This window comes from Morganella sp. Je.2.23 (assembly GCF_051129855.1).
Classification (GTDB): Bacteria; Pseudomonadota; Gammaproteobacteria; order Enterobacterales; family Enterobacteriaceae; genus Morganella; species Morganella sibonii.
The window spans coordinates 101,734-116,346 of the sequence record NZ_JBCPSQ010000003.1 but is presented as its reverse complement, the minus strand read 5'-3'; the positions used below and the strand labels follow the sequence as shown (position 1 = coordinate 116,346).

Genomic DNA, 14,613 nt, shown 5'->3' with positions numbered 1-14,613 from the left:
TCTTCCTTTTGGACAGAGCCTGCGCGGAGAGGGTAGCGCATTACGGCAGGCGCCGTACCCGGTATCATCCTAAATCTGACCGGACGGCGATCGCACAAATGTGATAATCCCGCATCACGATAAGGGATATAGTGATAATAGTTCTCATTACGATCACGGACGGATTTATCATGCTGAATACACCGCAACTCAGTCTGGCTGAAATTAATAATACCGTCCCTGTCGCCGGGGCAAAAGCCGGTTTTCTGCGCAAGCTGTTTGCGTTTTCCGGCCCGGGTGCGCTGGTGGCGGTGGGCTATATGGACCCGGGTAACTGGATCACCTCGATTCAGGGCGGGGCGCTGTACAGCTATCTGCTGCTGTCGGTGATTTTGCTGTCCAGCCTGATTGCGATGCTGTTACAGGCGATGTGTGCGAAACTCGGGATCGTGACCGGGCAGGATCTGGCTCAGGCCACCCGCTCACGGGTCGGGCCGAAAACGGCTGCCCTGCTTTGGATAACCACTGAACTGGCAATTATGGCCACTGAAATCGCAGAGGTGATCGGCAGTGCGGTGGCGCTGAATCTGCTGTTTGATATTCCGCTGATGGCCGGTGTGCTGCTGACGGTGCTGGATGTGTTTTTGCTGCTGGTGCTGATGAAGCTCGGTTTCCGCAAAATTGAAGCGTTCGTGTTTGTCCTGATTTTAACGATTTTCGTGATTTTCGCCTATGAAGTGGCGCTGTCTGATCCGAATCTGCGCGATATGATGCGCGGGTTTATCCCGTCTGAAAAAATCTTTACCGCCACACTGGCCGGGCAGGATTCCGCTCTGCTGATCGGGCTGGGAATTGTCGGCGCCACCGTGATGCCGCATAACCTTTATCTGCACTCCTCGATTGTGCAGACCCGTCAGTATGATCGCCGCAGCGAAACCGGACTGCGCGAGGCGATCCGCTTTGCCACCATCGATTCCAATATTCAGCTCGGGTTTTCATTTATTATCAACTGCCTGCTGCTGGTACTGGGAGCGGCGCTGTTTTTCGGTAATGACCCGTCGGATCTGGGGCGGTTCACCCAATTGTATGATGCACTGAAAAACCCGGATATCGTCGGTGTGATTGCCAGTTCCACCTTAGCGACACTGTTTGCCGTGGCGCTGCTGGCCTCCGGGCAGAATGCCACAATCACCGGCACACTGACCGGCCAGATTGTGATGGAGGGTTTTATTCATCTGCGCCTGCCGATGTGGCTGCGCCGCGTGATCACCCGCGGCCTGGCGGTTATTCCGGTGATTATCTGTATTTATCTGTGGGGTGATCGCGAAGATGTGGTGGAAAAACTGCTGATTTATACTCAGGTGTTTCTGAGTATCGCCCTGCCGTTCTCGATGATCCCGCTGCTGCTGCTGACCTCGAGCAAAAAAATCATGGGGGTGTTTGTTAACTCACGGCTGACGATCGTACTCGGGACCGTTGCCACTGTGGTGCTGGTTGTGCTCAATTTACAACTGATCCGGGAAGTGGCCGGGATGCTGTTCCGTGCCTGAATCATCCGGGTACGCTGCCGTACCCGGAAAGTCCGTTATCAGCACGTTGGTGCGCTGTCCATTTTGTTCAGCCGGGTCATGATGGCTTCCAGCACGCCGCCGCCGATAGCGCGGGCTTTATCAGAAACAGAGCGGAAATCAGCCAGCGCCCCGCGCGGGTCGACATCGGCGATTTTAAAACCTTCCGGCACACACAGCCCCTCATTAAGCAGGCCGCGTACCATGCCGTCCATTGGTGAAAGAATTTCCGTGTCGCCGATGCGGGCAATCACATCCCCCTCGTGTACCAGATCACCGATATTCACATGACGGGTCATCATGCCGCTGTGCGGCGCGCGTAACACCCGTTCAGTGGTTTTACCGTTGATATTGCCGGGAATGCCGGTATTCGGTGCCGCGCAGCCGTGGGTGATCACCCGGCCGAGATGATGGCCACGCTGGGTTTCAATGACCGCATCACAGTCCACACCGGCCTCAAAGCCCGGCCCGAGCGCTATCGTACAGGGTGCCATTTTGCGGTGTGTACCGGCAACGTTGCGTTTGGCGATAATCGCATCCACCACCACATCCGGATGCAGCGCCGGTAACAGTTCACCGCGCTCATCTGCCAGCACCGGGATCACACCCTCTTTCAGATAGCGGTTTACTTCATCAATATCATGAGCATAGCGGGCACAAACACCTTCCACGCAGCTTTCGCCGTCATAGAGTGCCTGGGCGAAAGAGACCGTACAGCGGATCACGGTCGGTTTGCAGACATCCAGCATCACCACATCAAACCCGCTGTGATAGAGACGCAGAGCCACGCCGGTTGCCAGGTCACCCGCGCCGCGGATCACCACCCGTTTGACTCTGCGGATCTCCGCCGGGCTCTGTTTCATTGCCCCGCCCGGTGCGTCATTCATCACCTGCAGCAGTTCGGCCAGAATACTGATCGCGATTTCATGCGGCGTTTCCGCGCCGATATCATAACCGATCGGAGCATGAAGCCGTGAAAGCTGCGCTTCAGATACCCCCGATTCGCTTAATTGTTTAGTGAAAGTCTGTACTTTGCGGCGGCTGCCGAGCAACCCGAGGTATTTTACCGGTTTTTCGATAAGGCAGTTGAGGGATTCCAGATCCTGGCTGTTAGTGGCGATAATCACATAATCTTCCGGCTGCGGATCGAGCTGATTCACCGCATCGGTAAATGACGGCACGTGCCACAGGCGGGTTGACGGCGGGAACAGATCCGGCTCCAGACTCCCGGCATACACATCCGCCACATGAATATCAATATTCAGGAAAGCCGCCAGCTGCGCAATGGCGCGGTTGACGTGACCGCCGCCGAGCAGGATCAGACGCGGACGCACACCGTGTACCGCAATATATACCGACATCGCACCGCCGCAGTCGGAGCCGACCGCATGCTGCCCGTTGCGGGCCATCCGGCCGTGAAACATGCGGGAGCGCCCCTCGTGCAGCGCTTCCACCGCCTCTTCGATCACTTTGCGCTCCACCATACCACCGCCGATGGTACCGATAGTTTTTCCGTCCCCCAGCACCAGCATTTGTGCGCTGTGACGGGGGGTGCTGCCTGAACATTCAATAATTTCCGCCATGGCAAACGGGCAATTTTTCTCAACCAACTTCGCTGCTTCGGTAAAAATTTTCATAAACAGACCTCAATGGATATCCCTGCATTTATCATTGATATTATTGTCGCTGCAATATGTGTGTAATTGCGGGATCTTCCCTGACGGCACCGAACCATACTGCGTTCAGCGGTGTGCCGCGGAGCCAGTCTGCCAGTATGTCCGGCGAAAAATTCTCATTTTGAGAAAAACGGTTTATCAGCCAGATCCGTAATGCATCCGGCGGTGCTGATTTCCACATCCCCTGCGGGTGCCGGATCAGGCGGCTTATCGCCCCCAAATCCAGCGTATCACCGCTGTTTAAGCCGGTAACGGCAGAGAAATGTGACCACCGGTGTACATTATCAGGCCCGACAGGCGTCCCCAGAAGCCGGCCGTCTGTCACAGCAATAACACAATCACTGTAATCAGGTATGCAAGGTTCATGCTCAGCCGGCGCTTTTATGCCAAAACCGCGAGCTCCGTCAGCTTCGGCTAAAATAACATCAACGGCATTCTGCTCCGCCAGGGCATTAATGTCCGCAGAGGAGAAACCGCTGACCTTATTATTCTGCGGGTTCCAGCCGGTATAACAGGCAAATGAGCCGCGATTTGTCACCGTATCCGGCAGGCGGACCGGATGACAGGCGAGAATGACCGGAAACCCCTCCCGGGGCAGAAACATATGCGTGGTGGTGGTGATCATCACCTTTTTTCCTAACCGGGAAAAAGCCCGTGCCAGCCAGAACAGGCAGCTGGTTTTGCCGCCCGCACCGACGATACTGATCACCATTGCATGGCCGCCCGGATGTGTATCACATAACCGGCGCAGCGGTTCAGGTATAGTGGCGCAACTTCGGACAGGGATCTGTGTATTGAGAGCCGTTGTCATCGTCATTACCGAATCCTTTGAATATCAGTCACTTTCTATGTTTATCAGCGGAGTGTATATCCATTATGCCGTCTCACCTGACCTCAGCCGATACCGCTTTATCCTATTTATCGATCCGTAAGCCGTATTGCCCGCAGGAAACAGACTGCATCATGACGGCGGCCGGGCTCTCCTCACGGATGGGTGAATGGAAAATGATGCTGCCGTGGGACCGCGGCGGTGCCACTCTGCTGGACACCAGTCTGGCTAATGCGCTGCATTTTTGTCACAGGGTCATCCTGGTGACCGGCTTTCGCGGCGCGGAACTGGCCGCGCGTTATCAGTCCGTAAAACGCATTCATATTCTCTATAATCCGGAATATGAAACCGGACTGCTCTCCTCACAGCGTCTGGCCGCACAGGCGGTGACCAGCGAATACTGTTTTCTCACCCACGGTGATGTGCCGTTTCTCACCCCGGAAATCTGGCAGACGCTGTGGGCACAGCGCGGTGATGCCGCACTCCTTCCCTGTTACAAGCAAGTTCCGGGCCATCCCGTGCTGCTCTCCCGCGCATGTCTGCTCGAGGCACTGTCACATCCGGCGGGTAATACCATGAAAAAACGGCTGCTGGCCGGTCCGCACCGTTTCCTGAATATGCAGAGTGATGCGGTGATTACCGATATCGATACGCCGGAGGTTTATCAGCATTATCGCGGGTAATCCGGATGTACACTATTACATCCATCCCATTAATAACATTAATTGTTAACATCACTTTTCCATTATCAATGTGATACGTTTTTTCTTTTTTTGAGAATCTTATTCACATGTTAATCCCATGGTAATAAAGATATTTTTTATTGATTCATATTCTCATTTAGCGCTGTGCGAGCTGTTTCACACTTTGCTGCTAAGATTAGATTTATCTCACATTTTTTTATTTCTCTGAACGCGAAATCGGCGGCTGCAAACAATCCTGGCGTAATTGTTGCAACTGTGAGTGCATACAGTTGCATGTCCCGCTCCACCGGCATGCCCCCTCATATTGCAGCAAGGAGAGTTTTATGGGAGATATAATGCGTCCCGTCCCGTTCGGCGAACTTCTGAACCGGATCTTTGAAGAATATAAGGCGAGCCGTTCCATTTTTGGTATCAATGAACGGCAGTTTTACCGCAGAGAGCATCAGCATCCTCTGATGTCCGTCTTCGGTGAAACCTGCGAGACGCCGATCGGCCCTGCGGCCGGTCCCCATACTCAGCTTGCTCAGAATATTGTGGTTTCCTGGCTGACCGGCGGCCGTTTTATCGAGGTGAAAACGGTTCAGATCCTCGATGAACTGGAGCTCGAAAAGCCGTGTATCGATGCTCAGGACGAATGTTTCAACACCGAATGGTCCACCGAATTTACCCTGCCGAAAGCCCACGACGAATACCTCAAAGCCTGGTTTGCCCTTCATTTGTTAGAAGCCATTTTTGACCCGCGCACCAAAGGCGAGGCCAAATCCTTCATCTTTAATATGAGTGTCGGTTATAACCTGGAAGGGATTAAACAGCCGCGTATGCAGCAGTATATCCACGCGATGATGGATTCCTCTCAGTTACCGGTCTTCGCGAAATACCGGGAGGAAATGAAAGCCTTTATTTCCCGTCCGGGCTTCCTGAAAGAGCTGGGTCTGGAGGATCGCAAAGCCGATCTTCTGGCTATGACTGACCGTGTACCGGGTGATTTATCCAAAGGCGTGACCCTATCCACCATGCACGGCTGTCCGCCGGATGAAATCGAGGCTATCTGCCGCTACATGCTGGAAGAGAAACGCATCAACACCTATGTGAAGCTGAACCCGACACTGCTCGGCTTCGCGCGTGTCCGTGAAATCCTCGACACCTGCGGTTTTGATTATATCGGGCTGAGTGAGGAGTCGTTCTCTCATGACCTGAAACTGGATCGCGCCCTCGAGATGTTACAGCGCCTGCTGGATCTGGCGAAGGAAGTAAACCGTGGCTTCGGGGTGAAACTGACCAACACCCTCGGCACGATCAATAATAAAGGGCGCTTACCGGGCGGTGAGATGTATATGTCAGGCCGTGCTCTGTTCCCGCTTTCCATCAACGTTGCCGCACTGCTTTCCCGCCATTTTGACGGCAAACTGCCGGTTTCTTATTCCGGCGGCGCCAGCAAATTTAATATCCGCGATATTTTTGAATCCGGTATCCGTCCTATCACCATGGCAACTGACCTGCTGAAACCGGGCGGTTATATGCGTCAGACGGAATGTCTGCGCGAGCTGGATGAATCTGATGCGTGGGGTATGACGCAGATTGATGTGGGCAAACTGAATGCGCTGGCAGAACGCGCCGTCAGTATGGAATATACCCAGAAACACTGGAAATCAGATCAGGAAATCGATGCGGGCGGCCCGCTGCCGCTGACCGACTGCTATGTCGCACCGTGTGTGACCGCCTGTGCCATCAAACAGGATATCCCTGAGTATATCCGCCTGCTGGGCGAAGGACGCTATGCGGATGCGCTGGAACTGATTTACCAGCGCAACGCTCTGCCGGCTATCACCGGTCATATCTGTGATCACCAGTGCCAGTACAACTGTACCCGTCTGGATTACGAAAGCGCCCTGAATATCCGCGAACTGAAAAAAGTGGCGGTGGAAAAAGGCTGGAAAGAGTACAAAGCCCGCTGGCACAAACCGGCCGGTTCCGGTGATAAGAATCCGGTGGCGGTGATTGGTGCCGGTCCTGCGGGTCTGGCGGCCGGGTATTTCCTCGCCCGTGCCGGTCATCCGGTGACGGTGTTTGAGAAAGAAGCCAATGCCGGTGGTGTGGTGGCGAATATCATCCCGCACTTCCGTATCCCGCGTGAAACCATTGAGCACGATATTCAGTTTGTCGCCGACCACGGCGTGAAATTTGAATACGGCTGTGACCCGCGTCTGACCGTCGATAAGCTGATGGAGCAGGGTTTCACCTATGTGCTGGTCGGGATCGGGACAGATAAAAACAGCGGCGTGAAACTCGCCGGGGATAACCGTAACGTCTATAAATCCCTGCCGTTCCTGCATGATTACAACAACAACGCACCGCTGAAAATGGGCAAACATGTTGCCGTTATCGGTGCCGGTAACACCGCGATGGACTGCGCCCGCGCCGCCAAACGGATTGCCGGTGTGGAAGATGTGACCGTTATCTACCGCCGCTCTCAGGCAGAAATGCCTGCCTGGCCGGAAGAGTATGAGGAAGCGGTGGAAGATGATGTGAAATTCATGTTCCTGCACAATCCGGAGCAGTTCAATGCTGACGGCACCCTGCTGGTCCGCACCATGAAGCTGGGTGAGCCGGATGAGTCAGGCCGCCGCCGTCCGGTGGCGACAGAAGAGACTGTCACCCTGAAAATCGACAGCGTGATCACCGCTATCGGCGAACAGCAGGACTGCGAAGTGCTGTCACAAATCGGTGTACCGATGGGCGACGACGGCTGGCCTGCGGTATACCGCAACAGCGGCGAAACCACCCGAGCCAATGTGTTCCTGATTGGTGACGTACAGAGCGGCCCGTCTTCTATCGTGGCAGCTATCGGTGATGCGGGCCGTGCAACGGATGCCATTCTGGAGCGCGAAAATATCCTCTCTCACTACAGTGATAAATACTGGCTCAATGTCGACCCGCAGGATATCACTGACCGCAAAGGCGCTATCGCCGTGCAGATGGTGGACAGCGACGACCGCGAAGCGTTCGTGAAACAGGAAGCAGAGCGCTGCCTGGAATGTAACTACATCTGTGCGAAATGTGTGGATGTGTGCCCGAACCGCGCCAATATTTCCGTGGCGATTCCGGGCTTCCGTAACCGTTATCAGACCCTGCACCTGGATGCGATGTGTAACGAGTGCGGTAACTGTGCCCAGTTCTGTCCGTGGCAGGGCAAGCCGTACAAAGACAAAGTCACTATCTTCAGCCTGCCGGAAGACTTCGAAAACAGCACCAACCCGGGCTTCCTGGCTGACGGCAGCACCTTTACGGTCCGCCTGGACGGCAAAGTCAGCAAACTGCAGCTGGATGCTGACGGGGAATTCAGCCGGGCTCCGCAGGAACTGGAAGAGATGTGCCGCATCATGAGCCATGTTCATAAACACTATCGTTATCTGTTAGGCCGGGTGGAGAAATAATTATGCTGATTCTGAAAAACGCCACCATCACTGAGTTCGAACCGGCGCAAATCCGCGAAGGGACCGATATCGCCATTGAAGGTGACAAAATTGCGGCTGTGGGTAACGGGCTTCATTCCCGTTACCCGGGCGCGGAAGTCAAAGAGATGAACGGCAAACTGGTGATGCCGGGAATTGTCTGCTCCCACAACCACTTCTATTCCGGTTTATCACGCGGCATCATGGCGAATATCGCACCAAGCCCGGATTTTATCTCCACCCTGAAAAATCTGTGGTGGCGGCTCGACCGCGCACTGGATGAAGAATCCCTCTATTACAGCGGCCTTATCTGTTCCCTCGAAGCAATTAAGAGCGGCTGTACCTCGGTGATTGATCACCACGCCTCACCAAACTATATCGCCGGTTCCCTGAAAACCCTGCGTGACGGCTTCCTGAAAGCCGGTTTGCGCGGCATGACCTGCTACGAAACCACCGACCGCAACGGCGGCCTGAAAGAGCTGGAAGCCGGGGTTGAGGAAAATATCGCCTTTGCGGAGCTTATCGACAGCGAGCGCAAAAGTGGTAAATCCCGCTATCTGGTGGAAGCCCATATCGGGGCACACGCACCGTTTACCGTGGCAGATGAAGGTCTGAAAATGCTGCGCGAAGCGATTAAGAAAACCGGCCGCGGCCTGCACATCCATGCGGCGGAAGACAGTTATGACGTCTCTTTCAGCCATGACAAATACGGTAAGGATTTGCTGATCCGCCTCGGTGAATTTGATCTGATTGATGAAAAAACCCTGATCGCCCACGGCCTGTATCTTTCTTCCGCAGATATTGAGCTGCTGAATAAAAAAGATGGCTTCCTGGTTCACAACGCCCGCTCCAATATGAACAACCACGTCGGCTACAACCACCGCCTGGGTGACTACAACAACGTGGTGCTCGGCACGGATGGTATCGGCTCCGATATGTTAGAAGAAATGAAGTTTGCTTTCTTCAAACACCGCGATGCGGGCGGTCCGATGTGGCCGGACAGCTTTACCCGTTTCCTGTGGAACGGTAACCGCCTGCTGGCACGCAACTTCGGCAAACAGTTCGGCCGCGTGGAAGCCGGTTATCAGGCTGACCTGACCATTTGTGATTACACACCGCCGACACCGTTCACCGGGGATAACCTGCCGGGCCACCTGGCCTTCGGTTTAGGCTCCAACAGTGTCAACAGCGTGATGGTCGATGGTGTGATGGTGTATGAAAACCGTCAGTTCCCGTTTGATACCGGACCGCTCTTTGCAGAAGCACGCAAAGCCGCGAAAAAAATGTGGGCCCGGATGGACGCACTGTAATAAAAAAACCATGACCTGCGGCAGTGCCGCAGGTCTGAAGAGCAATGTAGGGGTAACCCATGATCGAACAATTTTTCCGCCCTGCCACCTTAGCGCAGGCAACTGAGCTGAAACAACGCTTTCAGGAAAGCGCCGTCTGGTTTGCGGGCGGCAGTAAACTGAATGCGGTACCGACCAAAACTGACCGCACTGTCGCTATCTCACTGTCACTGCTGCCGCTGCAATCCATTGAGTGGCAGGACGGCATTCTGCGTATCGGTGCGGTTGTCACGCTGGAAGCGCTGCGTGAAAGTCCGCTTATCCCGCGTGCGCTGTATGATGCGCTCGGTTTTGTTTATTCACGCCACATCCGCAATCAGGCCACCATCGGCGGGGAGATCGCCGCCTGTCAGCGCGAACATGCTCTGCTGCCGGTGCTGCTGGTGCTGGATGCACAGGTTCAGCTGGCCAGCAATGATGTCATTTCGCTGGAAAGCTATCTTGCCGCCCCGGAAGACCGCCTGATCACCCATCTGATTTTACAGGACCCGTTCCGCCGCTGCGCCACCCGCACGGTCCGCGAAACAGCGGACGGCTGGTCTGTCGTCACCGCCGCGGTAGCTCTGACCGGCAATAATGAGCAGCGGATTGCGGTTGATGGTGTTGGCTGCGGTATCAGCCGCCTGCAACAGATCGAGGCAAAAAACCTCAGCGGGGAAGCGCTGGAAAAAGCCGTCAGTCAGGCGGTGAAGCCGAAAGCGGATTTGCTGGGCAGTGAAGAATACAAACGCTATATCACCGGAATTTTAGTTTCAGACCTGCTGACAGACTGCCGGCAAATGGGGGAGGAATAACGAAATGAACGTCCATTTTATACTTAACGGCACCCCGCATTCGCTTGACTGCATTCCGGGCGAAAATGTCCGCACTATTCTGTTCAGCCTGGGTATGCACTCTGTGCGTAACAGTGATGACGGCTACGGCTTCGCAGGCTCCGACGCCATTTTATTCAACGGCCGTATTGTTAACGCCTCGCTGCTGATCGCCGCACAACTGGAAGGCGCAGTGATTGAAACCGCCGAATCACTCGGCAAATGGAATGAACTGAGTGATGTTCAGCAGGCCATGGTCGATGTGGGGGTGATCCAGTCCGGTTATAACGACCCGGCGGCCGCCCTGATCCTGACTGACCTGATTAAACGCATCCCGGAACCGGATCGCGATCAGATTGATGATGCGCTTTCCGGTCTGTTCAGCCGTGACGCCGGTTATCAGCAATTCTATGAAGTTATTGATCTGCTGGTGAAACGCCGCAAAGATCCGCACTACAAAGCCGATAACGCCCCGGCGTTCCGTGATGACCTGACCGTTGTCGGGAAAGTCACACCGAAAACTGATGCTGCCGTGATGGTGCAGGCAAAACCGTGCTATGTGGAAGATCGCATTCCGGCCAATACCTGTGTCATCAAAATGCTGCGCAGCCCGCACGCGCACGCACTGATCACTCATCTCGATGTCAGCAAAGCCGAAGCGCTGCCGGGTGTGGTGCATGTGATAACCCACAAAAACTGTCCGGATGTGTATTACACCCCGGGCGGGCAGAGTGCACCGGAACCGTCTCCGCTTGACCGCCGGATGTTCGGTAAAAAACTCCGTCACGTCGGTGACCGTGTCGCTGCCGTTGTGGCAGAAAACGAAGCTATCGCACTGAAAGCATTATCCTTAATTGAAGTCAGCTATGATGTGCTGAAGCCGGTACTGTCTATCGATGAAGCCAAAGCCGATGGCGCACCGCTGGTGCACGATGAGCCGGTAATTTATGTTAACGGCGCACCGGCTGACCTGGCAGAGCAGAATAAGAACGCGGCAGATCGCGGCGAACATTTGCAGATTAACTTCCCGATCGGCGCAAAACCGTGCAAAAACATTGCTGCCGGAGTTCACGGCCATATCGGGGATCTGGATAAAGGCTTTGCGGAAGCGGACACCGTTATCGAGCGCACCTATGAATCCCGCCAGGTTCAGCAGTGCCCGACCGAACCGCATATCTGCTACACCTACATGAACGGTGACCGTCTGGTGATCCACGCCTCCACTCAGGTGCCATGGCACTTACGCCGCCAGGTGGCGCGTATTCTCGGCCTGAAACAGAACAAAGTACATGTGATCAAAGAGCGTGTCGGCGGCGGCTTCGGCTCCAAGCAGGATATCCTGCTGGAAGAGGTCTGTGCGTGGGCGACGTATGTTACCGGCCGTCCGGTGTCATTCCGCTACACCCGTGAAGAAGAGTTTATCGCGAACACCAGCCGCCATGTGGCGAAAGTGAAAATCAAACTGGGCGCGAAAAAAGACGGGAAAATCACCGCCATCAACATGGAATTCCTGGCGAATACCGGCCCTTACGGTAACCACTCACTTACTGTGCCGAGTAACGGCCCGGCGCTGTCACTGCCGCTCTATCCGTGTGATAACGTCGATTTTCAGGTGACGACTTACTATTCCAACATCTGTCCGACCGGCGCATATCAGGGTTACGGGGCACCGAAAGGTAACTTCGCCCTGACCATGATCCTGGCCGAACTGGCGAAAGAGCTGAATATCGATCTGCTGGATCTGATTGAAACCAACCGCGTGCATGAAGGCCAGGAACTGAAGATCCTCGGCGCTATCGGCGAAGGTAAAATGCCGACATCCGTACCGACCGCCGCAAGCTGCGCCCTCGGCCCGATCCTGAAAAAAGGCCGTGAGCTTATCGACTGGGATTCCCCGCGCAAACAGGACGGCGACTGGAAAACCGGACGCGGCGTGGCGATTATCATGCAGAAATCCGGGATTCCGGATATCGACCAGGCAAACTGTATGGTCAAACTGGAATCTGACGGCACCTTTATCGTCCACTCCGGTGGTGCGGATATCGGGACCGGTCTGGATACCGTGGTCAAAAAACTGACCGCCGAAGTGCTGTGCTGCTGCCCGGATGATATTCATGTTATCTCCGGGGATACTGACCATGCGCTGTTTGATAAAGGGGCGTATGCCTCCTCCGGTACCTGCTTCTCCGGTAATGCGGCAAAAATGGCGGCAGAGAATCTGCGCAAGAAAATCCTGTTCTACGGTGCGGCACAAATCGGTGAGCCGGCGGAGGATGTCACCCTTGCGGCACCGGGTGTGGTGCGCGGTAAGAAAGGTGAAATCAGCTTCGGGGATCTGGCGCACGCTGCCGAAGGCGGTACCGGGTTTGGTGTGCTGGTGGCAAACGCCAGCTATATCACCCCGGACTTTGCCTTCCCGTACGGGGCAAACTTTGCCGAGGTGGCGGTGAACACCCGTACCGGTGAGATACGCCTGGATAAATTCTACGCCCTGCTCGACTGCGGTACGCCGGTGAACCCGGATCTGGCCCTGGGTCAGATTTACGGTGCCTCCATGCGTGCTATCGGCCACAGTATGTCGGAAGAGATCCGCTACGACGCCAAAGGTGTGCCGCTGACCCGCGATCTGAAAACCTACGGCGCACCGAAGATCGGCGATATTCCGCGTGATTTCCGCGCGTTCCTGGTGCCGAGTGATGATCAGGTCGGCCCGTACGGCGCGAAATCCATCTCGGAAATCGCGGTTAACGGCGCTGCACCGGCCATCGCCACGGCCATTCATGATGCCTGTGGTGTCTGGCTGCGTGAATGGCACTTCACACCGGAAAAAATCCTGCGCGGCCTGGGCAAAATGTAATTAAACCAACCTGCCCTCACCGGTTCCGGTGAGGGCTTTTTGTAAGCAGAGGAGTCAGCTATGTCGTCTGAACATACCGTCAAAGCGGTACGCGGGAAGTTTCTGGATATCACCCGCGTAGTGACCTCGATGGACGATCTGCCCGGTGCAGTCCGCCTGATCGACGACGGACTAATGCTAATCCGGCACGGAAAAATAGAGTGGTTCGGAGAGTGGGAAGAGGGAAAACATCTGATCCCGGAAACTGTCCGTGTCCGCGACTACACCGGGAAACTGGTGGTGCCGGGCTTTATTGATACCCACGTTCACTATCCGCAGAGTGAGATGATCGGCGCTCACGGCGAGCAGTTGCTGGAATGGCTCAACCGCCACGTGTTCCCGACCGAAAAACTGTATCAGGATATTGATTACGCCCGTGAAATGTCGGCGTTTTTTATCAAACAACTGCTGCGCAACGGCACCACGACTGCGCTGGTCTTCAGTACTGTTCACCCGGAATCGGTCAACGCCCTGTTTGATGCGGCAAGCCAGCTCAATATGCGCCTTATCACCGGTAAAGTGATGATGGACAGAAACGCGCCGGACTATCTCACCGACACACCGGAAAGCAGTTACGAAGAGTGTAAGGCGCTGATTGAACGCTGGCACAAGAACGGGCGCCTGCTCTACGCCATCACCCCGCGTTTTGCGCCGACCTCCAGCCCGGAACAGCTGGCGGTATGTCAGCGGCTGCGCGAAGAGTATCCGGACACGTGGATTCACACTCATCTTAATGAAAATAAAGCAGAAATTGAGTGGGTAAAAGAACTCTATCCGGACAGCAAAAACTACCTGGATGTCTATCACCACTACGGTCTGACCGGTGAACGCAGTGTGTTTGCGCACTGTATCCACCTTGAGGAAGAAGAGTGGGACTGCCTGCACGATACCGGCTCGGCAGTGGCATTTTGTCCGACATCAAACCTCTATCTCGGCAGCGGCCTGTTTAATCTGAAAAAAGCGCTGGCGAAAAAAGTGAAAGTCGGGATTGGTACGGATGTCGGTGCCGGGACGACCTTCAACATGCTGCAGACACTGAGTGAAGCCTACAAGGTGATGCAGTTACAAAAAACCTGTTTAACCGCCTTTGAAGCCTTTTATCTCGCCACACTCGGCGGGGCACATTCATTAGGGCTGGATAACTGTATCGGTAACTTTGCCGCCGGCAAAGAAGCGGATTTTGTGGTACTTGAACCGACCGCGACCCCGCTCCAGCAGTTGCGTTATGACAACTCACGCACGCTGGCGGAGAAATTGTTTGTGATGATTGCGCTTGGTGATGACCGCACCATTTACCGGACTTACATCGACGGACGTCTGGTCTATGAACGGACCTGACGCACACCAA

The 14,613-nt window shown here is 54.9% G+C and carries 9 protein-coding genes; 7 read left to right on the top strand and 2 right to left on the bottom strand.

Annotated elements, in window-relative coordinates; all coding sequences use genetic code 11:
* Positions 1-170 precede the first annotated feature (170 nt).
* Entirely contained in the window at positions 171-1,529 is a 1,359-nt protein-coding gene (locus AAZR23_RS12795; RefSeq protein WP_112550254.1) for an Nramp family divalent metal transporter, read from the top strand.
* A gap of 38 nt (positions 1,530-1,567) precedes the next feature.
* Here the strand turns inward: AAZR23_RS12795 and yqeB are convergent, their stop codons facing one another.
* Together yqeB and yqeC are read right to left on the bottom strand one after the other, a co-directional pair.
* Positions 1,568-3,184 carry a selenium-dependent molybdenum cofactor biosynthesis protein YqeB gene (gene yqeB, locus AAZR23_RS12790; RefSeq protein WP_218427486.1) on the bottom strand — a complete coding sequence of 539 codons (1,617 nt, stop codon included), beginning with the start codon at positions 3,182-3,184 and terminating at the stop codon, positions 1,568-1,570.
* A 40-nt stretch (positions 3,185-3,224) separates the two neighbouring features.
* Positions 3,225-4,040, bottom strand: a complete 816-nt coding sequence (gene yqeC, locus AAZR23_RS12785; RefSeq protein ID WP_166707055.1) for a selenium cofactor biosynthesis protein YqeC — start codon at positions 4,038-4,040, stop codon at positions 3,225-3,227.
* A 59-nt stretch (positions 4,041-4,099) separates the two neighbouring features.
* Between yqeC and AAZR23_RS12780 the strand changes: the two genes are divergently transcribed.
* From AAZR23_RS12780 to guaD, 6 genes are all read left to right on the top strand, one after another.
* Positions 4,100-4,735, top strand: a complete 636-nt coding sequence (locus tag AAZR23_RS12780) for an NTP transferase domain-containing protein (protein WP_434692997.1) — start codon at positions 4,100-4,102, stop codon at positions 4,733-4,735.
* Positions 4,736-5,079: 344 nt separating this feature from the next.
* Entirely contained in the window at positions 5,080-8,190 is a 3,111-nt protein-coding gene (gene ygfK, locus AAZR23_RS12775; RefSeq protein WP_434692995.1) for a putative selenate reductase subunit YgfK, read from the top strand.
* A gap of 2 nt (positions 8,191-8,192) precedes the next feature.
* Complete coding sequence (ssnA, locus tag AAZR23_RS12770; protein WP_434692994.1) at positions 8,193-9,518, top strand: putative aminohydrolase SsnA; 1,326 nt, start codon at positions 8,193-8,195, stop codon at positions 9,516-9,518.
* A 59-nt stretch (positions 9,519-9,577) separates the two neighbouring features.
* On the top strand, positions 9,578-10,351 hold the full coding sequence (gene ygfM, locus AAZR23_RS12765) for a molybdopterin-dependent oxidoreductase FAD-binding subunit (RefSeq protein WP_434692991.1): 774 nt from the start codon (positions 9,578-9,580) through the stop codon (positions 10,349-10,351).
* Positions 10,352-10,355: 4 nt separating this feature from the next.
* The gene (locus tag AAZR23_RS12760; RefSeq protein WP_434692989.1) at positions 10,356-13,226 is read left to right on the top strand and encodes a molybdopterin-dependent oxidoreductase Mo/Fe-S-binding subunit; all 2,871 of its coding nucleotides are present in this window, start codon (positions 10,356-10,358) and stop codon (positions 13,224-13,226) included.
* Positions 13,227-13,286: 60 nt separating this feature from the next.
* On the top strand, positions 13,287-14,603 hold the full coding sequence (gene guaD / locus AAZR23_RS12755) for a guanine deaminase (RefSeq protein ID WP_434692987.1): 1,317 nt from the start codon (positions 13,287-13,289) through the stop codon (positions 14,601-14,603).
* Positions 14,604-14,613: the final 10 nt, after the last annotated feature.

What these genes read in the sequence shown, in the direction of transcription:
- AAZR23_RS12795 (WP_112550254.1), top strand. Translation starts at nt 171, where the DNA reads ATGCTGAATACACCGCAACTCAGTCTGGCTGAAATTAATAATACCGTC.
- yqeB (WP_218427486.1), bottom strand. Translation starts at nt 3,184, where the DNA reads ATGAAAATTTTTACCGAAGCAGCGAAGTTGGTTGAGAAAAATTGCCCG.
- yqeC (WP_166707055.1), bottom strand. Translation starts at nt 4,040, where the DNA reads ATGACGATGACAACGGCTCTCAATACACAGATCCCTGTCCGAAGTTGC.
- AAZR23_RS12780 (WP_434692997.1), top strand. Translation starts at nt 4,100, where the DNA reads ATGCCGTCTCACCTGACCTCAGCCGATACCGCTTTATCCTATTTATCG.
- ygfK (WP_434692995.1), top strand. Translation starts at nt 5,080, where the DNA reads ATGGGAGATATAATGCGTCCCGTCCCGTTCGGCGAACTTCTGAACCGG.
- ssnA (WP_434692994.1), top strand. Translation starts at nt 8,193, where the DNA reads ATGCTGATTCTGAAAAACGCCACCATCACTGAGTTCGAACCGGCGCAA.
- ygfM (WP_434692991.1), top strand. Translation starts at nt 9,578, where the DNA reads ATGATCGAACAATTTTTCCGCCCTGCCACCTTAGCGCAGGCAACTGAG.
- AAZR23_RS12760 (WP_434692989.1), top strand. Translation starts at nt 10,356, where the DNA reads ATGAACGTCCATTTTATACTTAACGGCACCCCGCATTCGCTTGACTGC.
- guaD (WP_434692987.1), top strand. Translation starts at nt 13,287, where the DNA reads ATGTCGTCTGAACATACCGTCAAAGCGGTACGCGGGAAGTTTCTGGAT.